Genomic DNA, 21,361 nt, shown 5'->3' on the forward strand with positions numbered 1-21,361 from the left:
TCATGAGGGAGTGTTAGACACGTGCGATGTCCGTGAGGAGCGGCGGGCGGATGCTCTCTTGCGGCTGGATGTGACCGGGTCACGTGTGGTCAGTAGGCCCTGTTCCATCGCGGATTGCAGGGCCAGCCTTGCCCGCTCCGATGCTTGATCGTTCTTGACCCCGTCGAGCAGCATCACGGTCAGTCGCTCTTCTCCCACGCGCATGGCGCGGTAGCAGCCACGGTTGATCAACGTCATCAGCGATCCGATGTGGCCAGTGCTCCTGGCGAAGAGATAGTCGGACAGCTCGTCGGCAATCATGCCGGGACGGGCCCTGGCCAGGATGACGTTCTTCTCGATTCCCAGGAGAAGACGTCGCCAGTCGGTACGGCCCTTTCGGCTCGACACATCGAAGGGCTCCACAGTCAGCCGGGTCCAGCGGCGGGCTGTCTGGGCGCGGGCGGAAGTCGACGCTGACAGGCCTTCGGTCATGAGACCTCGCGCCTGTAGGTCCACACCGATGTACAGGAATGTGACCGGGAGTTCGTTGGCCAGCCACTTGAAGTGGTTGACCACAGCAAGCCCGTCCTTGCTGTGGGCGTTGAGGAAATGGACGTCATCGACAATGACCAATTGTGTGTCGCAGGAGAGGATGCAGTCCAGCGCCCGAGAAGCGAAGAGGGCCGCTGTGCCGGTGGCTGCGGGATGCCCGTAGAAGTCGCAGATCATGCGGTTGAGCGTGCGCAGGGTGGTGTTCGAGGTCAGACCGACGTGGCAGACGGGTATGCGGTCGTTTCCCTCTTCGGTGCTCGTCCCATGACGTGCGAGTAGCGCGCGGTGGTATGCGAACCCGAACGAGTCGGCGATCGTGGTCTTGCCGAGCCCGGGATACGCATCGAGCGCGATCGCTCCCTTGGCATGCCCGGTGTCCTGGCGGTTGCTGTCGACGATCTCCCACATCGATTCATGTGCCGTCAGCAGTTGGGGTGTCGCCAGGGGCCCGATGTTGGAGTGCCAGTTGCGCCGATTCTCGTCGTAGGCGAAACGGTCGGCGTCGCCGAGGGCGCTAAGTTCCTGCCAGGAAAGGTGGGGCGGGCGGACCCTGGCAGGTGCTTCGGCTAGTCGGAACCATCCTTCCTTGCGGGAGAGGGGGTTGCGTGCTGGGGGCTGTCGGACGGCACCCATGGCGTCACGACCTCCGTTGCATCGTTGTAGTAGTCGTCTGAATCGAGTGGCTCGTCACCGTCGCTCTCGTGGTCGTCGTCGGATGTCAGTCCCCCCATGTGCTCGATGAGAGACCTGACGGGGTTGCTGTCGGCGGCACGGTCGCCAAGGGCAAAGCGGAGGGCGCCGGCCGATGTGTCGTCCAGCATTTGTACGGCGATCTTGTGCTCGCGTCGGTTGAGGGTCGAATCCCGACTCCACTGTTCGAGCAGGTCGGTCAGGGCCAGCCGGTCGTCGGGGAATCGGTCGGGATCGCGCTGCGCGGCCAGCTTCCTCGCGTACGTGAGCGCGTCGAGGCTGAACGGCTGGCGGAGTTCATCTGCATGGATCCACCGGATCTGATGCCAGGTCAGGCGATCGGGATGTTGAAAGTAGATGCGGCTGATGTCGGCCGGGTCGTATCGGATCGGATATTTGCCTTCGTGGGCTCCGGTGTAGGGGCTGGTTCGCTCAGCAAACTCGTAGAGAATGTCGTCGTCGTATTTGAGCCCGTGGAACTCGATGCCGTAGTGGTTGATTCGGCGCCATTCGACGGGCAGGAAGTCGTACACGGTGTCCCGGTTGGTCGGGATCCGCTGATAGCCGGTGGTCGCGACTCCGATGTCGTACATGGCGTTCGGCGACAGTCGAAGACGGGGATCGGCCGGGAGGACGAGACCGTCATGGGGGCGCTTGTGGTAGATCTCGCGAATCCAGCGCCGCATGATCGTTTCCAACTCATCGACGAAGTAGAAGGCGCCGGCCTCTGCGTCCTTGCCGCGGGAGTACAGGTCCGGTCCCATGTAGCCGTCGAGGTACTCGAGCAGACCCTCACGAAGGGTCCGGAACCAGCGTTCGAGGGGGCCTTTGTCGGATCCCTTGTAGGTCCGTACTGGCTGGACCGAGATACCGAACCGCTCCAGCACCGCCCGGATGTGCTGGGAGACGAACACCTTGCCGTGATCGACGACCACACACTCGATGGGTATCGCCGCGCATGCGGCTTTGCCTTCGGGGCCGTCAGTTGGCACCAGCAGACTTTCGGGTAGCCCGATGAACGGCAACTGTGTCGGATCGTCAGCCGATCTCGGGCAGACGACCTCGAATAGCACCGACGCAACATCGGCGGACTTGGTGGACAGCGGCGCCAACCGCAACCCGCAGATGATCCGCCCGTACACGTCCATCGCGGCGGTGAGTTCGGTGTTCACCCACTCGTGAGTCAGCCGGTCCATGGCGTAGACATCCAGGCGAGTCGTATCCAGGATGACGTACTCGCCCAGTCGGGTGGCCCTGAGATGCCCGTACAGGCCTTCCGGCCGCTCAGCTATCTCCCGTCGCCCCTTCGCGCTGCCGTGGAACATGTTCGTCCCGCGCGTGATCTCGTTCAAGGCGTCATAGGCCGTGGTCCTCGCGGGCAGGTCCACCACGCCGGTTCCGTACTCGGCGCACAACCGCGACTCAACTTCGAACAGCACATATTTTTTCGTGTGCGTGGCTTCGTACCTCAGCTCGTCACACACCACCCGGCACATGTCGATCCACCGCTGGTCGAGCGTATCGAGCACGGGGCGAAGTGCGGTGCCACGACGGTCGATCAACCCCGTGGGCCCCTCCCTGCGATACGCCTCCACCCAACGACGAACCGTGCGCACGGACACACCGAGCTCACCCGCCTTCGACTCGCATCGCGCGGACAGCGCGACCCCCGGCGAATACATGGGCCTAGGTTCCCCCGGCTCGGGGTCCTCGCAAAACCCTGATCTGTAGCTCGTGAGCACCTCACGTACATGGCCGACCTTATCCAGCCATGCCGTTCGCTCCCCACCCGTGAGATCGTCAATCAGCACCCCGCAGTCGTCGCCGGCGACCAGTCGCTCGTCGGCGAAAGTCGTGTCCACGTCGTCTACGAGATCATGGATCGACACCACGGCCGCTGTAGTCGTCGAGCGCAACAGAACTCGGTCGGCATGCAGCTCCACGACAGTCCATAACCGCCCATCCCGCTGAACGCGGCTCCCAACGCGAAGAGATGTGGTGCTCAGGCGCACGACGATCCCTCCAGAAATGTGCCGGCGGACAGCGGCTCATCCAGGGAGCATCGCAGATCATGTCTCCATAGCAGATGAAAAACCGCAGGACGCAACGAAACGCGCGTACAGCGACTGCCGAGAAGCTGCTCTGTCTCGGAAATGGTGTGCCCAGGTGCCTCACATCTGATCAAGCCCAGAAGCTCACCCCGCGGGAGTGGACGGCGGAATCCAGCGAGGAACCGTACGTTCGACAGCAACGTCGCATCGCATTCCGACCACACCTCGTGGCGCCAAGCATGTGCAGCAAGAGCATTGGTCACCCAGTCGAATGCCGATCGCACTTTGTCATTCGCGAGGGCTTCGCGTGTCTTGACGTTGACGACCGTCACCGTTCGATCCGCGTGCACAAGGAGAAAGTCAGGAATCTGGCGTCGCACAACCTCCGAACCGGCACTCTCCATAAGCTGGAAAGGTTGCGCAACAATCTCTTCCACGGAGGGGTCGAAGTCCGCCAACAGCAGTCGCGACAACTCAAGTCGCGAATCGTACTGGACATGCGCACGCATCGTCGCCGACCAGTACCAGCCCGGAAAACTCTGCTGGCCGGTGTACCAAGTCAGCGACCGGATGGGTTGGATGCCGGCAAGCTGATCGACCTGGACAGCCGCCAATGGCAGTGTCGACAACCGGCCAGACTCAACCCTGACTCGGAGAGCTAATCCATCCACATAGATGCCCATCACAACGCCTCGACAACAAGCATTTCACCTACTTACCGACGCCGCCACAGCGTGAGGCGTAGCTATCGAATTGAAACACACTAGCCCTCAATGCATTTGGCCCTAACGTGGCCTCTCCGACGGTCTAGCTTGACCTCAATAGGGTTCCGCTGTGAAAATTTGGACCCAACTCAGCGGACGTTAGGGCGGCACTCGAATCGCATCGTCCCGCTACCTTCTCTGCTGTCATCTGACACAACGTCGCGCTCGAGGACGGTGGGTAATCGCCTCATCGTCCGCCCAGCGCGGGAAACCACCGGTTCGACCCCAGGCCAGGGGCGATCAGATCATGACCTCCAGACTGCCCCCACCAGCGCGAGGCATGGTCAGAACCAAGCACATTGACGCTTCCGCCGGACGCCGCAGCACCTCGGCCAGGACGCGTCCCACGAAGACCGATACCAGCTGCCGCCAAGCACCCTTGACGACCGCCCTCGCCAGCCGGGATTTGGCGCCTTGCCACCTCGAAAACGACTGCCGCCGAAGTAGTCGTTGCCTTCGGATCTAGAAGGAATTCCAGACTCGGGCGACACTCAGTGCCTACGCCTGTTACCGAAACGCGACCAAAATGGACATATAGGCTGGAATCATGACAAGTGAGGGACATATAGGCCCGGAAATTGTCAAGTAGATCCGGAACCTACACAAGAGGCCCTACCCCCGCGCCATGTCCACGAACCGCGACAGGTGCAGCTGGTGCGCGACAGTGATGGTCGCGGTCGGACCGCCACGGTGCTTGCCGAGAATGATGTCGGCCTCGCCGCCGCGCGGGTCGTCCCGTTCGAAGGCGTCAGGGCGGTGCAGCAGCATCACCATGTCGGCGTCCTGCTCGAGCGAGCCGGACTCACGCAGGTCGGAAACCTGCGGGCGCTTGTCGGTTCGCTGCTCGGGACCACGGTTGAGCTGACAGATCGCGACCACCGGCACCTCGAGTTCCTTCGCGAGAAGCTTGAGGCTTCGCGAGAACTCGGAGACTTCCTGCTGACGGGACTCGACCTTCTTGCCCGACGACATCAGCTGCAGGTAGTCGATCACGATCAGCTTGATGTCGTGCTTCTGCTTGAGCCGGCGCGCCTTGGCCCGGATCTCCATCATCGTCAGGTTGGGGGAGTCGTCGATGTACAGCGGGGCCTCGCTGATCTCGCTCATCCGCCGCGCCAACCGCGTCCAGTCGTCGTCGGTCATCTTGCCCGAGCGCATGTCCGAGAGCTTGATCTTCGCCTCCGCCGACAGCAGACGCATCACGATCTCGGTCTTGCTCATTTCCAGCGAGAAGATGACGCTGGCCATGCCGTGCTTGATCGAGCACGACCGCATGAAGTCCATGCCGATGGTGGAATTGTGCGTCGGCACCATCGACCGGCCGGCCAGGTACAGGTGGTCTGCGTTGTCGACCTCGACGCACCGCACCGGAACCGAGTCGATCTTGCGGACGTCGACGATGTAGCGCGAGCCGGACCGGGCCGTGCCGTGGCCGGCGCGACGCTCCTTGTGCAACAAAGCCTTCCGCGGCAGGCCGAACACCTCGTCGTCCGTCGCGAAGGTCAGTGTGAATGCGGTCGAGGACGCGTCGGTCCGGCCGTTCACCCGCTTGGTGCTCAGCTGGCAGCGGTAGCCGAGGCTGACGATCAGCTCCTCGACATCACGCACCAGTCGCTCACTGGTCACGCTGAACTGCACCGAGCCACCGTGGGTGACAGTGCCGTCGGTGTCCAGCAGTCCGGCGAGCACGGCCCGCCGCTGCGTCTCCGAGCCACGCAGGTACTGCACCGGAATGTGCTTGTTTCCCAACACTCCGAGAGTGCGCAGCCCGAAGGCCAACGTGTCCGAGGACAGGTCGTATTCGGCCTGCTCGCCCTCGATCCGCATGACGATCTCCGGATCGACAGACTCCGCATCGCCGAGCCACGCACCGAACGAGTACGGGGGTACGGCCAGATCCTGCGCCGGCAGCCGCAGTGGCCGCGTGTTCGTCACCGAATGCGCGCGCTCGCCGTCCAGACTTCGCAGACTCGCCGCGATCTCACCGGTGGTTCGTACGGACTCGTCGGCGAGGGTCTCCGTCAGCCACTGGTGCTGCTCGTCGGCGACCAGGACGGTGCCGTCGGAGAATTCCACCTCGTAGCAGGGGCGGTCGGTCATCACCTCGGTCGCGGCGACGACGGTGGTCGGCTTGCCGTGGGCGTCGATCAACTGGTCACCGACGGCCACCTCACCCATCGTCGTCCAACCGGTGGGCGTCGCGAGCGGGGTGTCGAGGGCGAGCGCCTTGCCCACGCCAGGCCGCGCCGCGACGATGATCATCTGACCGGGGTGCAGGCCGTTGGTGACCTCGTCGAGCTCGGCGAATCCGGTGGGCACGCCGAGGGACAGGCCGCCGCGGCTGGCGATGGAGTCGATCTCGTCCATCGTGGGCTGCAGCAACTCCTCGAGCGGCATGAAGTCCTCGGTGGTGCGACGCTCGGTGACCTCGAAGATCTCCGCCTGTGCACGGTCCACCACCTCGGCGACGTCCTGGCCGTCGGAGCCGGCGTAGCCGTACTGCACGATGCGGGTGCCGGCGTCGACCAGGCGGCGCAGCACCGACTTCTCGGCCACGATCTCCGCGTAGAAGGCGGCGTTGGCCGCGGTCGGCACCGTCTGGGTGAGCGTCACCAGATAGGGGGCGCCGCCGATGCGGCGCAGCTCGCCACGACGGTCCAGTTCGGCGGAGACCGTCACCGGGTCGGCCGGCTCGCCGCGGCTGTACAGGTCGAGGATCGCGTCGTACACCGACTGATGCGCGGGGCGGTAGAAATCGCCCGGCCGCAGGACCTCGAGCACGTCGGCGATCGCGTCCTTGCTCAGCAGCATGCCGCCCAGCACCGACTGCTCCGCGACCATGTCTTGCGGAGGCTGCCGACCGAACTCCTCGCTGGGCTCCTCCGGGGGTCCCGGGTACTCGGAATGACCACGATCATCTACAACCGCCAACGCGACCGCCTTCTCCGCACGAGGCTTTCGATCCCGTCCGAACAACTCGCCGGACGGCACCATTCACACTCTTTGTACCCGTATCCCCCGACAATCTGTCGCCGCCCCGCGGGTGGCTCGAGAGACACGCTCGGCCCGACGGTAGGGGTCTCGAGTACCCCATATCAAACCGGCCTGTGGACAGAGTTGTGGATGAAGTGGGGACGCAGAACCCTCGAGTGTTAACCGGCTGGGGAAATCTGGGGATAACCTGGGGATCGACGAATATCACACTCGACAATCTGCAGGTAGAAGCGGGTTTTTCTTTTCACAACCCTGTGGATGAAGGCCAGTTCGGCGTGTCGCCTAGGTTGACAACCCGGGCGTGTTGGGTAAACAGCCGCCCAATAGAGGTATGTCGCAGGTCACAATACTGGCACCGGGTGGCGAATCTATCCACAGCCCGTCCCCAGCCGACGCGAAGGGCCCCGCGGACCGGAGTCCGCGGGGCCCTTGGAGAGAACGGGTCGACTATGCGCCGACGACGTTCAGGTGGAACTTGGCAGCAACCTCGGGGTGCAGGTTGACCACGATCTGGTGCTTGCCGGTGCTCTTGATGTGAGCCTTCGGCAGCTCCAGGCTGCGCTTGTCGACGACCGGGCCGCCGGCAGCCTTGATGGCGCCTGCAACGTCGGCCGCGGTGACGGAACCGAACAGCTTGCCCGAGTCACCGGCGGTCTTCACCGACAGCGACACACCCTCGAGACCCTCGATGGCAGCCTTGAGCTCCTTGGCGTGGTCGAGGCCACGGACCGCGCGCGCGTCCTGCGCACGACGGATGCCCTCGACCTGCTTCTGGGCGCCACGGGTGGCAACGATCGCCAGGCCGCGGGGGAGCAGGTAGTTACGGCCGTAGCCGTCCTTGACCTCAACGGTGTCGCCGGGCGCACCGAGGTTGTCCACGTCAGCGGTGAGGATCAGCTTCATGTCGTCCCTCCCTTTCCTTAGCGAGCCGTCGAGACGTAAGGCAGCAGGGCCACCTCACGCGAGTTCTTCACGGCAACGGCCACGTCGCGCTGGTGCTGAACGCAGTTGCCGGTGACACGGCGGGCGCGGATCTTGCCGCGGTCGCTGACGTACTTACGCAGCAGCGTCGTGTCCTTGTAGTTGATCTGCGTGTTCTTTTCCTTGCAGAACGTGCAGACCTTCTTCTTCATAACCTTGTCGCGCAGCGGCGGCTTCGGCATGTCTTTCTCCGTTTTCTGGATGTTCCGATCGGGTACGGATCAGAACGGCGGTTCGTCGTCTCCGCCACGGGCGCCTCCGAAGGAGCCCGCCTGCGGCGCGCTGCCCCACGGATCGTCTCCGCCCTGGCTGTAATTGTTGGACGCCGGACGTCCGCCGCCGGATCCGCCGGAGGAGCCACCGAAGCCGCCCCCGCCACCGCCGCCACCACGGTTGGCCTTGTTGACCTTGGCCGTGGCGTAACGGAGCGAGGGGCCGATCTCGTCGACCTCGAGCTCTACGACAGTGCGCTTCTCACCTTCACGAGTTTCGTAGGAGCGCTGCTTGAGCCGGCCGCTCACGATCACTCGCGAGCCGCGGGTCAAACTCTCCGCAACGTTCTCCGCTGCCTCACGCCAGATGTTGCAGCGCAAGAACAGGGCCTCGCCGTCTTTCCATTCATTGGTCTGACGGTCGAAGGTGCGGGGCGTGGACGCGACGGTGAAGTTCGCGACCGCGGCACCCGCGGGGGTGAAACGAAGCTCGGGATCAGCCGTCAGGTTTCCGATGACGGTGATTACGGTGTCGCCTGCCATGTGGTTCCTCCTGCTGTGTGTGGAGTTCCTGTTGTTCCAGAGCCTAGGTGCTGGTACCGACGTCGCCGGTACCGACTGAAACCTGTGCCTGGATCAGACGGGAATCACTTGCCGTGGCGCAGGACCTTCGTACGAAGCACCGACTCGTTCAGACCCAGCTGACGGTCGAGCTCGTTGACGGTGGCCGGCTCGGCGGTGATATCGATGACCGCGTAGATGCCTTCGCTGTTCTTGGCGATCTCGTACGCGAGACGACGCTTACCCCACACGTCGACCTTGTCGACACTGCCGCCATCCTTGCGGACGACATTGAGGAACGTATCCAGCGACGGGGCGACGGTGCGCTCGTCCAGGCTGGGGTCGAGAATGACCATCAATTCGTAATGACGCATAAGACCTCATCACCTCCTATGGACTGTGAAACGGCCACGGACTGTCCGTGGCAGGAGGGTCGTTGCGTCAGCAACCTTTGCAGGGTACACGAGCAGCCTTTGACCTGCGAAATTGGTCCGGACGGTCGCTTCCCGCCGATGTCGCCGATCCCACCGGCCGCCGGGATCGCCCTACGCTGGATTTCATGCGGGCGGCGGCGAACATCCGGACCGGAACGACGGTCACCATCCTCACCGCCTGCCTGCTGACGATGATCCTCGGATACCTCGACAAGTCCCGCTGCATCGGTCCGCCGTTCGGCGCGGACGGCCGCAGCCTGATCTTCGACAGGATCAAGGACCGCGACGTCTGCTACTCCGATATCCAGCTCCTGTGGCTGGGCCGCGGCATCGACCAGCACCTGTTCCCGTACACCGGCGGCATCACCCCGGACGGCGTGCTCACCGGCAGCACCGTCGAGTACCCGGTGCTCAGCGGCCTGCTGATGTGGCTCGGCGGGATCGGCGCCCACACCGACGCCGCGTTCCTGCTGCATTCGGCGCTGCTGCTGGCGCCGTTCGGGCTGCTCACCGCGTGGATGCTCGGACGGCTCGCGGGACGCGCTGCGCTGCTGTGGGCGGCGAGTCCGCCGCTGCTGCTGTACGCGTTCCACAACTGGGAGCTACCCGTCGTCGCGACGTCGGTCGGGGCGATCGCGGTGATGGCCTCGCACCGCTGGTCGCTGCGCACCCGCGCGGCGCTTGCCGCCGTCCTGCTCGGGATCGGGTTCTGCCTCAAGCTCTATCCGGGGTTGTTCGTGCTGCCGCTGGCGCTGTACGTCCTCACCGAGGGCCGGGACCGGAACCGCCTCGACGTCCGGGGCGCCGCCGCGGTACTCGGGGCCGCGGCGGCAACGGTGGTCGCGATCAACGTGCCGTTCGCGCTGACCCACTACGACGGCTGGCGGGCGTCGTTCACGTTCCAGCAGCTGCGCACGGCCGATCTCACCAGCAACAGCATCTGGTACTGGGGCCTGCGGCCACTGATGGGTGTGGACCTGCACGGCTCCGACACCTACAACCACGTCGTGGGCATCGTGTCGCCGCTCGCGCTGTGCGCCGGTCTGGCCCTCGCGGTGTGGCTGGGCTGGAAGCATTTCGAACGCCACGGCAGCTATCCGTGGATCGGCGTGAGCGGCGCGATGCTGTGCGCGTTCCTGCTGCTGCACAAGGTGCACTCGCCGCAGTACACGCTGTGGCTGATCCCCTTCCTGGTGCTGCTGCGGGTGCCGTGGTCGCTGGTCGCGGCCTACCTGGTGGCAGACCTGACGCTCGGCATCGGGGTGTTCCGCTGGTTCGACACCCTCGCCACCCGATCAGACACCGGCACCACCGAATTCGTCGTCAATCTCGGCGTGTGGGGGCAGGCCGCCCTGCTCGTCGTGCTGTTCTTCGTCTTCGTCGGCGCCCCGCTGCGCCGGACGGAGCGCGGCGATCCCCTCCCCACGAGGCCGCCGGCGGCAGTCCCGGCCGCGGCGCCTTGACCGCGCGCAGCCGGACCACTCCGTGTCGGGCTGTCCCGGGGTACGTTTCGGATTCCATGGAGTCCACACCGAAGCGTCTGACGCTCCGCCTCGCCGCACCGGCGGCGGTGGCGGCGGCCGCGGTCGCCGCCTGCGGGTTCGTGCTCTGGGCCGATCCGACGATGCCGGGCGGAGTCATCCCGGTGTGCCCGACGAAGGCGCTGCTCGGAATCGACTGCCCGCTGTGTGGCGGCACGCGAATGCTGTACTCGCTCCTCCACTTCGACCTCTCGGACGCGTGGCGGTACAACGCGTCGGGAGTCGTCGTCGCGGTCCTGCTCCTCGCCGGGTACGGCGTCTGGACCTGGGGCCGGGTTCGGGGTCGACGGGTACTGGACGCGCGGCATCTCCGACGGATTCCGGCAGTCGCGCTCGCTGCGGCCGCGATCTGGTTCGTGCTCAGGAACATTCCGATCGCACCGTTCACCGGCCTGCAGGTCTGATCGGTCACGAAAAGCCCTCCGATCGAACGACTCCCGCGCCCCAGCAGTTCGGCGACAGAGCACGCTCCAGCGGAAGCAGGACCTCACTCGGCGCGCACTGGAACCCGGGGGCGCAGCCATGCCGGCAACCATTTCGGTGGCGCGTCCTCGGCCTGGTCGAGGACGCCGCCGACGGGGTCGTCGATGAAGCCGAACCGCACCAGATCCTCCGACGGCCGGTAGATCTGACGCAGGATCAGTGCGCACAGCGCGAGGACTGCGAGGTCGCGCAGCACGACGGCGCCGGTGAACCACTGCTCGGGCAGTCCCTTGTTGGACACGCCGAGGTAGTACATCATCCGCGGCACCCAGACGAGGGCGTCGATCGTCATCCACGCCAGCAGGATCCGACGGTGGGGGAGGGCGAGGACCGCGAGCGGCACCAGCCACAGCGAGTACTGCGGGCTCCACACCTTGTTGGTGAGCAGGAACCCGGCCACCACCAGGAAGCACAGCTGCGCCACCCGGGGCCGAGTCGGCGCGGTCAGGGCCACCCAGGCGACACCGGCGCAGACCGCGACGAACGCCAGCAGCGACACCGCGTTGAGCACGCTGGGCGCCTCGCCCGCGGCGAGGGGGCCGTCGAAGCCGGCCCACCCGGTGAACGAGGTGATGACGTTGTAGATCGAGTCGGGGTCGGCGCCGCGCTCGGAGTTGAGGCGGTAGAACTCCGCCCAGCCGCGCGGGAACAGCAGCGCGATGGGCAGATTCACCGCCAGCCAGGCTCCGGCCGCGGCCGCGGTCGCCTGCCACCACGGGCGCATCCGTCCCGTACGCAGACACAGCACCAGCAGCGGGCCGAGCAGGAACAGCGGATAGAGCTTCGCGGCGCCGCCGAGGCCGAGGAGGATGCCGGCGAGAACCGGACGTTTGCGCGACCACGCGAGCAGACCACCGGCCGCGAAGGCCGTCGCCAACAGGTCGAAGTTGGTGAAGGCGTGGACGATCACCAGTGGCGAGCAGGCGACGAGCGCCGCGTCCCACACGCGGCGGCCGGCCAGCAGCGCACTGGCCCACACCGTCACCAGCCACGCCGCGGCCAGGCCGAGCGCCACCACGTTGAAGTAGATCGCGACCTGCAGTCCGCCGGGCAGCCACGGGGTCGCGTCCCACGCCTTCGCGACCACCATCGACGCGTACTGGTAGAGCCCGGACAGCACCGGGTACTCCATGTAGCGACGCTGCACGGAGCCGTCGGCGGCCGGCTCCTCCCACCACTTCTTGTACGGGAAGGCGCCCTCGTCGAGATGTTCGGCGCCGTACAGCGGGACGGTGTCGGAGTAACACATCGCCACGTACTGGCGGTTGCCGCTCCAGTCCAATCCCAGCGCGCCGTCGGCGCCGACCGGGCCCTGCTGGATGCAGCCGGCCTTGGTGAACCAACCGAGACTCAGGAACACCACGGCCAGCAGCAGAATCACCCGCATCGGGGTGAAGAAGCGGGTCCGTCCGATCAGCGCGTGCCGACCGACCGGGCCACCGATCGTCGACGACAGTTGTGCCGTCAGCGGATCGGTGTGGCCCGGCACGTCCCGCCAGTCCGCGGAGCGCCGATCCGCAGCGAGCGGCGCCGGCGACACCAGCTCGACGCCGGTGTCGGTCTCGGTGCTGCCCGGTGCGTTGTCGGCCACCCCGCGAGGCTACCGGGAAAGGGCTATCCGACGGGGACCGGCTGCGGGACCGCTCGCTGCTGCCCCTCCGGGGCCGTCGTGTCCGGCGGCTCCTGCCCCGACGTCGGCTCCTCCGGTGACGGAGTGGTAGTCGTGTCGGTGGGCTTGCCCGGCTTGATGCCCGGAATCGGGATCGTCACGCCCGGAAGGATCTCCATGTTGCTCGTGGTGATCTCGAGCGGCGGCGGAGTCGTCGTCGGCGGGGCCGTGGTCGACGGGGGCGCCGACGACGTCTTCGGCGCGGCCGGTGCCGAGTACGCGGGAACTCCCGAGACACCGGCGATCGGATCCGGCGTCGGGAACTTCTCGATGTCGGTGCCCTTCAGCGCACCGTCCATCGTCGCCTTCCAGATGTCCGACGGCAGACCCGAGCCGTAGATCATTCCGCCGTAGCTGTTCTCGATCGGCAGACCCTGCTCGGTACCGACCCACACCGCCGTCGACAGCGACGGGGTGTAGCCGACCATCCACGCGTCCTTGTTGGAGCCGGTGTCACCGAGCTGCGCGGTGCCGGTCTTTGACGCCGACGGACGGCCACCGGCCAGCCCGTGGCCGCGCGAGTACGCCGCGATCGGCGTCATTGCGGCGGTGGTGTTGTCGGCCACCGCGGCGTCGATGACTTCCTCGCCGGTCGGCGTGCCGCGGTCGAGCAGCACGGTGCCGTCGGAGGTGACGACCTTCTGCACGAAGTGCGGCGTGTGGTAGACGCCGGAGGCCGCGAGCGTCGCGTACGCGGACGCCATGTCGATGGGCCGGGACTGGTACTGGCCCAGCACGATGCCGTTGTTCGGTCCGACGCCGCCCGGCTCGGTGAGCGAGGGGCCCACGCCCGGGATGTCCTCGGGGATGCCGGCCTTGTGGGCGATGTCGGCGATGGCCTGCGGGCCGTCGTCCATCTGCAGCATCTGCCGGTAGAAGCTGGTGTTGAGTGAACGCTTGAGGGCCTCGGCGATGGTGCACGTGCCGCAGGACTCGCCCTCGACGTTGCCGATCGTGATGCCGTTGACGGTGAGCGGGCCGCTGTCGTACATCTGCGACAGCGGGATGCCCTGGTCCAGCGCGGCCGCGAGGCCGAACACCTTGAACGACGAACCGGTCTGCAGGCCGGCCTGCGCGAAGTCGTAGCCGCCGCCGTCGGCGCCGCCGTAGTAGGCGCGCACGGCACCCGACTTCGGGTCGACGGACACGACCGCGGTCCGCAGCTCGGACGGCTCACCGTCCATGTACGTCTCGACGGCGTCGACGGCAGCCGCCTGCGCCTGCGGGTCGATCGTCGAGGTGATCTGCAGGCCCTCGGTGTTGAGGTCCTGCTCGCTGATGCCGGCCGCCGACAGCTCCTTCAGCACCTGCTGCTTGATCAGGCCCTCCGGCCCGTTGCCGCCGCTGCCGTTGTCGACCTCGGCGAGAGGAATGACCTGCGGGAACTGGGTGGCGGCACGATCGGCGGCGCTGAGCGTGCCGCTGTCGACCATGCCGTCGAGGACGTAGTTCCAACGCGACTGGGCGCCGGTGGGATTGGTCTCGGGGTCCAGCAGCGACGGCAGCTGGATGACCGCGGCGAGCACGCCGCCCTCGGCCACCGTCAACTGCTCGACCGGCTTGCCGAAGTACGCCTCGGACGCGGCCGCGATGCCGTACGCGCCGCGACCGAAGTAGATGGTGTTGAGGTACGCGGCGAGGATGTCGTCCTTGGACCACTGCTTGGCCATCTTCGACGAGATCACCAGCTCACGCATCTTGCGGGTGAGCGAGCGCTCCGAACCCACGAGCGCGTTCTTCACGTACTGCTGGGTGATGGTGGAGCCACCGCCGGCGCTGTCCTTGCCGAGCACGTTGTCGCGGGCCGCGCGCGCGAAACCGCTGACCGAGAATCCGGGGTTGGTGTAGAAGTTCCGGTCCTCGGCCGAGAGCACCGCGTTGCGCACGTGCTCCGGAATCTGGTCGATCGTGACCTCGGTGCGGTTGCCCTCGGGCGGCACGACGCGGCTGATCTCCGTCGTCCCGTCCGACGCCAGGATCGTCGCGACCTGATTGGTCTTCATATCGCCGGGCTTCGGTACGTCCTCGACGATGTACGCGACCATGAACGTCAGCATCGGCACGATCAGGCCGAGCGCGACCACGGCGTACGCGGTGCGGCGCGCGATCTTCCACTTGCTGGACTTGGTCTTCTTCGGACCCTTCGGCGGCTGACCGCCCGATCCGTCACCGGACTTGCGTGCGGTCGGCGGCGGGCCGGCCGGCGGACGCCCACCGGGACCGCGGCCCCCACCCTGTGCCGGACGCGGTCCCCCCTGTGCCGCACGCTGGCCGCCCTGGGGCGGACGCGGTCCACCCTGCGGCGGGCGCTGGCCTCCCTGCGGTGGACGACCACCCTGCTGCGGCTGCCGTGAAGCCGGGCGACCGCCCTGCTGGGGACCCGGGTTGCGGCGCGGCGCGGGGCCCCCGGGGCCACCCACGGGACGGCCGGGCTGCTGCCCGGCCGGTCGTCCACTCTGCTGCGGGCCGTTCGGACGCCGCGGTCCGGTAGGTCGACCCTGGGGGTTGTTGGGGGAACTCACGTACGAATCTCCAGTAATCGGGTGACTGTGGGCAGTCCTCGGTTGCGTCGGTCGGTGGGCACAGCTGTCGGCTTCCTACGCTGTCGGTTCACTACTACTCACTGGCGGTGCGGCGGCGCGGTGAGGACGTCCTCCTCGGCCGCTTCGGTGCCGGTACCGCACCGAGAACGTAGGACTGGACCAAGTGGTTCCAGCTGCATGTGCGGCACACCTCGACCACATGGACCGAGAATTCCTCCTCGGTCGCGGCCAGACGAACCAGTTCCTCGGGTGTCCGCGCCGAGCCCGACACCGGGCCCAGTTTGTCGCCGAACACCCAAGATACGAGGGTCAACTCTTCCTTGCGACAGATCGGGCACATCACCGAACTGCTGCGGCCGTGGAACTTGGCCGCGCGCAGCAGGTAGGGGCTCGCATCGCAGACTTCGGTCACGCCGGTCCGCCCCGAGTAGACCTCGGCGAGCAGGGACCGGCGCTGCAGCGCGTAGTCCACGACCTGCCGCTGTATCCGCACGGAGACCAGAGTACGTGCGTCACCCGTCGGCGGGGTGTGCCGGGAGGCGCCGCACGTGGGGACGAACACAAGGTCTTGACATGCGACGGTACCGCCGGAAACGGGTGGTGCCGGGCGACCGTCCGAGCGGTTTCCTAAGATCACGACCGTGTCCGGGCAGGCTTCCTCCAGTACTCGTGCGCGCGATATCGATCGCGCGCAGACCTGCGGAGTGCTCGACGCCGGATACAGCGAGGGCCAGCTCGACACGACCGAGCACGACGCCCGCACCGCCGCCGCGATGAAGGCCAAGACGCTCGGTGAACTCGACGCGCTGGTGTCCGACCTGCAGATTCCCGCGCACCTCGTCGAGACCGCACTCCGGACCGCCACCGCACCCCGTCGATTACGGCGCGGGCCGGTGATCGCCGCTGCCATCGCGGCCGTCGCCGTCGTGATCGGGACCGTGTTCTTCGTCGCACGCGACGACGAGACCGCGCAGACGCCCGCCGCGCCGGAGGTCGTTGCCGCTGCCGAGGAACCCGCGCCGCTGCCGGCACCGATTCCGGGCGAGCCCGACGCGATCGTGATCGAGCCGATCGACACGACCACCGTCGAGGGGATCCGGGCTTTCATCGACCGGTACCGCGCCAAGTTCAAGCACACCCTGGTCGATCGCGCCATCTTCTACCCCGAGCGGGCGTCGGTGGACCGCGCGGTCGACGGGGCACCACACCTGTACCAGCGGTACGACTTCATGAACGGGTTCAAGCCGTCGATGACCCCGAGTGGGCGAGGCCCCGACACACAAGCGATCGACCTGGCCGACATCGATCTCGACCGGCTGGCGGCCAACCTCGCCACGGCCCCGGATCGGGTACGGCTCTCGACCGGCCGGATCGGCGACATCGACGTCCGCACCACCGGCGGCGAGGCCGAGGTGGCGATCAGCGTCGAGAGCCCTGACAAGCGATCCGGCAGCGTGTACACGACACTCGGCGGCGACGAGATCGACGTCCGAACTGCGGACAGGTGACGATGACACCGACCGAACGCCGAAACCTCGCGACCTCCCTGCGCCTACGCGCCCGTGACAGTGACCGCGACGGTGTGTGCGAGGTGCTCGACGCGGCGCGCGGCACCGGCCAGTTGTCCGAGGACGAACACCGCGCCCGCCTGGAATCCGCGGCGACGGCACGCACGCTGGGCGATCTGGACCGCCTCGTTCGGGACTTGCAGGTTCCGCGGGAGCTGTCGAATGCGGTTCCTGCCCCACCGCGGGACCGGAGCATGCGGTGGATCGCCGCTCTCGGTATCGCGGCCGTGCTCACGGTGGGCGGGGCCGTGGTCCTGACGCAGTCGGGCGAAGACGCTCCTTCCGCCGCCCCGGGCGTCGCCGCCGTCGATGCGGAATCGTCCGACCTGTTGACGCTCACCGAGATGAACCGCCTGTTCGACACCCTCGAGCAGAAGCTCGGCGGCCTGGAGGTCGACGAGCTGCGCGTGTACCCCGAGCGTGCCGACATCGTTCGCCCCGTCCCGGGAAAGCCTGGCCGGAGCGAGAGGTACAGCTACGAGATCGAATCCGGGAGTCCCACCTTCGACGGTCCCGACGACGGTGGAACCCGCACACCCACCGTTCCGGTGGACCTCGCGGAACTTCGGCCGAACCTGCCCAAGCTGATCGGCTTGGTACGCGGGATCGAGCAGAGCGTCGCAGTGCCGAACCCGGACTCGGTCCATCTGTCGATCGACCGCGACCGCTCCGTCGACATACCGGCCGTCGAGATCCTGGCGTCCAATCAGGACATCGCTGCCAACGGGTGGCTGACCATCGGATTCGACGGCGAGATTCTGGAAGTCCGTAGAGCCGACCAGTAGGCACTTCGTGCTCGATCTTCTCCACCCGTGTAGTTCGTCGGTTCGGACGTGGTTGCACAACAGTCCGAACGGTTTCCTAGGATCACGGACGTGTCCGCCCCCGTCTCCGCCAAAGCCCGCGCGCGCGACATCGATCGCGCCCAGACATGTGGACTCCTGGACGCCGGATACAGCGAGGGGCAACTCGATCCGACCGAGTATCAGACCCGGACCGCGCAGGCCATGAAGGCCAAGACGCTCGGGGAACTCGCCTCTCTCGTCGAGGACCTGCAGATTCCCGAGCATCTCGTCGAAGCCGCACGGGAGGCCACGCCGGCACCTCGCAGACGTGTCCCGGGTCGCGCTGTGGCCGCGATCGTGGTTGCGGTCGTGGCGATCTGCGGAACGGTGATGTACACGAATCGAGGCGACGCCGCGGCGCCCGAGGCGGTCGTCGCGGCCGAACCGGCCCCTGTCGCGCCCGGCGAGCCGCAGCCGATCGTGGTCGAGCCGCTCGATCCTCGCTCACCCGAGGGGATCCGCGACTTCCTGCGCCAGTACGAGCTGAAGTTCGGTGATCTGCAGGTGGACGACGTGATCTTCTACCCGACCTACGTGTTCTTCACCCGGATGTTGGACGGCCAACCGCATCGCGCACAGGACTGGAGCTTCCGCGGCGGGTTCTCGACGGTGCGGGAGCCCGATTCGCGACCCCTGGACACCACCACGGTCGACCTCGCGGCCCTCGACGTCGACCGACTCGCCGAGGTTCTCGCGACAGGACCGGGCCGTGTCGGGATGCCGGCGGCCCAGGTCGAGCACATCTTCGTGCGACCGGATTCGACGGCGGGGGAGGGCCTGGTCAGCTACCTGTTCGAGGACCGCGAGGAACAAACGGGAATGGTGGACACGCGGATGGACGGCACCGTGGTCGACGTCTCGCCGGCCCAGGGGCGATGAGCATGCCGAACCGCCGCACCCCGGACAACCTCGATCGACTCGTCCGAGACCTGCAGGCGCCGCCGGCGCCGAGCGACACCGTCGCGCCGTCGCCACAGCCGCAGAGCACTCGCTGGATCGTCGCGCTCGCGGCGGCCGTCGTCGTGGTGTGCGGCATCGTCGTGGTCACCTCGAATCGGGATCATGCCGGTCCGGCCGGCCCCACGGTGGGCACCGAGCTGATCACCGCGGCGGGGCTCGGGCAGATGCTCGACGACATCGACCGGCAACTGGGCGACTCGGAGGTCGACAGCCTGACGATCTACCCCGACTACGCGTCGATCTCGCGCCCGGTACCCGGTGCGCCCGGTAGCGAGCAGTCGTATCGGTACGAGGACGGACAGCTGACGGACAACGGAAGGTCACCCGGCCGCACCGAGGGCGTACCCGTCGACCTCACCGAGCTCCGCCCGAACGTCCCCCAGCTGATCGGGCTCGTCTACGGCGCCGACCGCACCCTCGGCGTGGCCGACCCGACCCGGGTCTATCTGATCGCGCAGCGCGACGACGACAACGGGCCGGTCGTGAGTATCCACCTGTGGAACGAGACCACGGGCGCGCAGGGCTTCCTGACGGTCGGCTTCGACGGCGCCGTCCGCGAGGTCTACCGAGCCGACCAGTAGGTCTTCCACCTGCTGTTTTCGCTCAACTGTGTGCCCGTATATATCGGTGCGATATAGTTGGCAATCGCATCTGTCGGTTATGTTCGGGACACTCAGGGGGTGTGATCTTGCTCGAGCTCGCAATTCTCGGGCTGCTCCTCGAGTCACCCATGCACGGATACGAGCTGCGTAAGCGGCTGACCGGCCTGCTCGGTGCGTTCCGCGCCTTCTCCTACGGCTCGCTCTACCCGACCCTTCGGCGCATGCAGGCCGACGGGTTGATCGCCGAGGACGCCGGCGCGGACGGCACCGTCAAGCGCCGGGCGCGCCGCGTGTACGAGCTCACCCCCGCCGGTCGGAAGCGTTTCTCCGAGCTGGTGGCGGACACGGGGCCCCAGAACTACACCGACGACGGGTTCGGCGTGCACCTTGCCTTCTTCAGCCGCACCCCCGCCGAGGCGCGGATGCGAATTCTGGAAGGCAGGCGACGTCAGGTCGAGGAGCGCCGTGAGGGTCTCCGGGACGCCGTCGGGCGGGCCACCGGGTCACTCGACCGCTACACCCGCCAGCTCCATCAGCTCGGTCTCGAGTCGAGCGAACGGGAAGTGCGGTGGCTGAACGAGCTGATCGCCGCCGAACAATCATCAACAGCAACAGCACCCAAGAAAAACGAAGGAGAACCCGACCATGGGTGAGAACAGCACCGCGGTGCGCGTAGCCATTGTGGGCGTGGGTAACTGTGCCTCGTCCCTGGTCCAGGGCGTGCAGTACTACAAGGACGCGGACGAGAACTCCACCGTCCCCGGCCTGATGCACGTCAAGTTCGGCCAGTACCACGTGCGCGACGTCCAGTTCGTCGCCGCCTTCGACGTCGACGCCAAGAAGGTCGGGTTCGACCTGTCCGAGGCGATCAACGCCAGCGAGAACAACACCATCAAGATCGCCGACGTCCCGCCGCTGGACGTCCCCGTCCTGCGTGGCCCGACGCTCGACGGCATCGGCAAGTACTACGCGCAGACCATCGAGGTCTCCGACGCCGAGCCCGTCGACGTCGTCGCCGCGCTCAAGGCTGCCAAGGTCGACGTCCTCGTGTCCTACCTGCCGGTGGGCTCGGAAGAGGCCGACAAGTTCTACGCGCAGTGCTGCATCGACGCCGGTGTCGCGTTCGTCAACGCGCTGCCCGTCTTCATCGCCTCCGACCCGGAGTGGGCCGAGAAGTTCCGCGCGGCCGGTGTCCCGATCGTCGGCGACGACATCAAGTCGCAGGTCGGCGCCACCATCACCCACCGCGTGATGGCGAAGCTGTTCGAGGACCGCGGCGTGGTGCTGGACCGCACGTACCAGCTGAACGTCGGCGGCAACATGGACTTCAAGAACATGCTCGAGCGTGAGCGCCTGGAGTCCAAGAAGGTCTCCAAGACCCAGGCCGTGACGTCGAACCTGACCGGCTCGCTCGCCGGCAAGGTCCACGACCGCAACGTCCACATCGGTCCCTCGGACTACGTGGAGTGGCTCGACGACCGCAAGTGGGCGTACGTCCGCCTCGAGGGTCGCGCCTTCGGTGACGCCCCGCTGAACCTGGAGTACAAGCTCGAGGTCTGGGACTCCCCGAACTCGGCCGGCATCATCATCGACGCCATCCGTGCAGCGAAGATCGCCAAGGACCGCGGCCTCGGCGGCCCGATCCTGCCGGCCTCGGCATACCTGATGAAGTCCCCGCCGGTCCAGATGGCCGACGACAAGGCTCGCACCGAGCTCGAGGCCTTCATCATCGGCGCCGAGTAGAACCAGCCGTACAACGCACCTGTGGCGGTGGGTGAGTCTCCGGACTCATCCACCGCCACAGGTGTTTTCGAGCCGGTTTCGGTGTGGCCGCGGATAATCGGTGGCCGGTACGGATCGCCGGTGTTACCTTCGTCGGCATGGGCACACTGAATTCCTAGATCGGGACGCCGCGTCGAGCATGCTCCGCGG

Annotated in this window: 19 protein-coding genes; 8 read left to right on the forward strand and 11 right to left on the reverse strand. The window is 66.7% G+C overall.

All coding sequences use genetic code 11. The features are described 5' to 3' along the window. The 8 genes from HUN07_RS26050 to rpsF form a co-directional block, all read right to left on the reverse strand. Entirely contained in the window at positions 1 to 1,164 is a 1,164-nt protein-coding gene (locus HUN07_RS26050; RefSeq protein ID WP_174914134.1) for an AAA family ATPase, read from the reverse strand. Next, positions 1,098 to 3,164: a Mu transposase C-terminal domain-containing protein gene (locus HUN07_RS26055; RefSeq protein ID WP_174914136.1), complete on the reverse strand. Its 2,067-nt coding sequence runs from the start codon at positions 3,162 to 3,164 to the stop codon at positions 1,098 to 1,100. The genes HUN07_RS26050 and HUN07_RS26055 overlap by 67 nt, the downstream gene beginning before the upstream one ends. A 59-nt stretch (positions 3,165 to 3,223) precedes the next feature. Next, positions 3,224 to 3,955, reverse strand: coding sequence for a TnsA-like heteromeric transposase endonuclease subunit (locus HUN07_RS26060; RefSeq protein ID WP_174914138.1), 732 nt, complete (start codon positions 3,953 to 3,955; stop codon positions 3,224 to 3,226). A 693-nt stretch (positions 3,956 to 4,648) separates the two neighbouring features. After that, the gene (dnaB, locus tag HUN07_RS26065) at positions 4,649 to 6,967 is read right to left on the reverse strand and encodes a replicative DNA helicase (protein WP_114720440.1); all 2,319 of its coding nucleotides are present in this window, start codon (positions 6,965 to 6,967) and stop codon (positions 4,649 to 4,651) included. Positions 6,968 to 7,477: 510 nt separating this feature from the next. Further along, positions 7,478 to 7,933: a 50S ribosomal protein L9 gene (rplI, locus tag HUN07_RS26070; RefSeq protein ID WP_114720109.1), complete on the reverse strand. Its 456-nt coding sequence runs from the start codon at positions 7,931 to 7,933 to the stop codon at positions 7,478 to 7,480. A 17-nt stretch (positions 7,934 to 7,950) separates the two neighbouring features. Beyond that, complete coding sequence (gene rpsR / locus HUN07_RS26075) at positions 7,951 to 8,193, reverse strand: 30S ribosomal protein S18 (protein ID WP_114720111.1); 243 nt, start codon at positions 8,191 to 8,193, stop codon at positions 7,951 to 7,953. A 39-nt stretch (positions 8,194 to 8,232) separates the two neighbouring features. Then, positions 8,233 to 8,766 (reverse strand): single-stranded DNA-binding protein, encoded by a 534-nt coding sequence (locus tag HUN07_RS26080; RefSeq protein ID WP_114720113.1) that lies wholly within the window; start codon positions 8,764 to 8,766, stop codon positions 8,233 to 8,235. Positions 8,767 to 8,870: 104 nt separating this feature from the next. Further along, positions 8,871 to 9,158, reverse strand: a complete 288-nt coding sequence (rpsF, locus tag HUN07_RS26085; RefSeq protein ID WP_114720115.1) for a 30S ribosomal protein S6 — start codon at positions 9,156 to 9,158, stop codon at positions 8,871 to 8,873. A 185-nt stretch (positions 9,159 to 9,343) separates the two neighbouring features. Here rpsF and HUN07_RS26090 point away from each other — a divergent pair, with 185 nt between their 5' ends. Next, positions 9,344 to 10,681 carry a glycosyltransferase 87 family protein gene (locus HUN07_RS26090; protein ID WP_174914142.1) on the forward strand — a complete coding sequence of 446 codons (1,338 nt, stop codon included), beginning with the start codon at positions 9,344 to 9,346 and terminating at the stop codon, positions 10,679 to 10,681. A gap of 56 nt (positions 10,682 to 10,737) precedes the next feature. Then, a complete protein-coding gene (locus tag HUN07_RS26095; protein ID WP_174914144.1) occupies positions 10,738 to 11,163 on the forward strand; it encodes a DUF2752 domain-containing protein in 426 nt (141 codons plus the stop codon). Between the two features lie 83 nt (positions 11,164 to 11,246). On the opposite strand, the gene HUN07_RS26100 is transcribed toward HUN07_RS26095, so the two are convergent. From HUN07_RS26100 to HUN07_RS26110, 3 genes are all read right to left on the reverse strand, one after another. After that, positions 11,247 to 12,833, reverse strand: a complete 1,587-nt coding sequence (locus HUN07_RS26100; RefSeq protein ID WP_254622685.1) for a glycosyltransferase family 87 protein — start codon at positions 12,831 to 12,833, stop codon at positions 11,247 to 11,249. A gap of 23 nt (positions 12,834 to 12,856) precedes the next feature. Continuing rightward, positions 12,857 to 14,995, reverse strand: coding sequence for a transglycosylase domain-containing protein (locus HUN07_RS26105; protein WP_441346836.1), 2,139 nt, complete (start codon positions 14,993 to 14,995; stop codon positions 12,857 to 12,859). 532 nt (positions 14,996 to 15,527) lie between these two features. Then, positions 15,528 to 15,947: a DUF5318 domain-containing protein gene (locus HUN07_RS26110; RefSeq protein ID WP_174914146.1), complete on the reverse strand. Its 420-nt coding sequence runs from the start codon at positions 15,945 to 15,947 to the stop codon at positions 15,528 to 15,530. Positions 15,948 to 16,095: 148 nt separating this feature from the next. Here HUN07_RS26110 and HUN07_RS26115 point away from each other — a divergent pair, with 148 nt between their 5' ends. From HUN07_RS26115 to HUN07_RS26140, 6 genes are all read left to right on the forward strand, one after another. Next, the gene (locus HUN07_RS26115; protein WP_254622687.1) at positions 16,096 to 16,962 is read left to right on the forward strand and encodes a DUF1707 SHOCT-like domain-containing protein; all 867 of its coding nucleotides are present in this window, start codon (positions 16,096 to 16,098) and stop codon (positions 16,960 to 16,962) included. A gap of 2 nt (positions 16,963 to 16,964) precedes the next feature. Continuing rightward, on the forward strand, positions 16,965 to 17,807 hold the full coding sequence (locus tag HUN07_RS26120; RefSeq protein WP_174914148.1) for a DUF1707 SHOCT-like domain-containing protein: 843 nt from the start codon (positions 16,965 to 16,967) through the stop codon (positions 17,805 to 17,807). Between the two features lie 90 nt (positions 17,808 to 17,897). Further along, on the forward strand, positions 17,898 to 18,746 hold the full coding sequence (locus HUN07_RS26125) for a DUF1707 SHOCT-like domain-containing protein (RefSeq protein ID WP_114720129.1): 849 nt from the start codon (positions 17,898 to 17,900) through the stop codon (positions 18,744 to 18,746). Beyond that, positions 18,743 to 19,408 carry a DUF1707 domain-containing protein gene (locus tag HUN07_RS26130; protein WP_254622688.1) on the forward strand — a complete coding sequence of 222 codons (666 nt, stop codon included), beginning with the start codon at positions 18,743 to 18,745 and terminating at the stop codon, positions 19,406 to 19,408. Before HUN07_RS26125 ends, HUN07_RS26130 begins: the two co-directional genes overlap by 4 nt. Before the next feature lie 107 nt (positions 19,409 to 19,515). Further along, on the forward strand, positions 19,516 to 20,082 hold the full coding sequence (locus HUN07_RS26135) for a PadR family transcriptional regulator (protein WP_022598568.1): 567 nt from the start codon (positions 19,516 to 19,518) through the stop codon (positions 20,080 to 20,082). Next, entirely contained in the window at positions 20,075 to 21,172 is a 1,098-nt protein-coding gene (locus HUN07_RS26140; protein ID WP_114720131.1) for an inositol-3-phosphate synthase, read from the forward strand. Before HUN07_RS26135 ends, HUN07_RS26140 begins: the two co-directional genes overlap by 8 nt. The last annotated feature ends 189 nt before the right edge of the window (positions 21,173 to 21,361 follow it).

The organism is Rhodococcus sp. W8901, assembly GCF_013348805.1.
In the GTDB taxonomy this organism is placed as follows: domain Bacteria; phylum Actinomycetota; class Actinomycetes; order Mycobacteriales; family Mycobacteriaceae; genus Prescottella.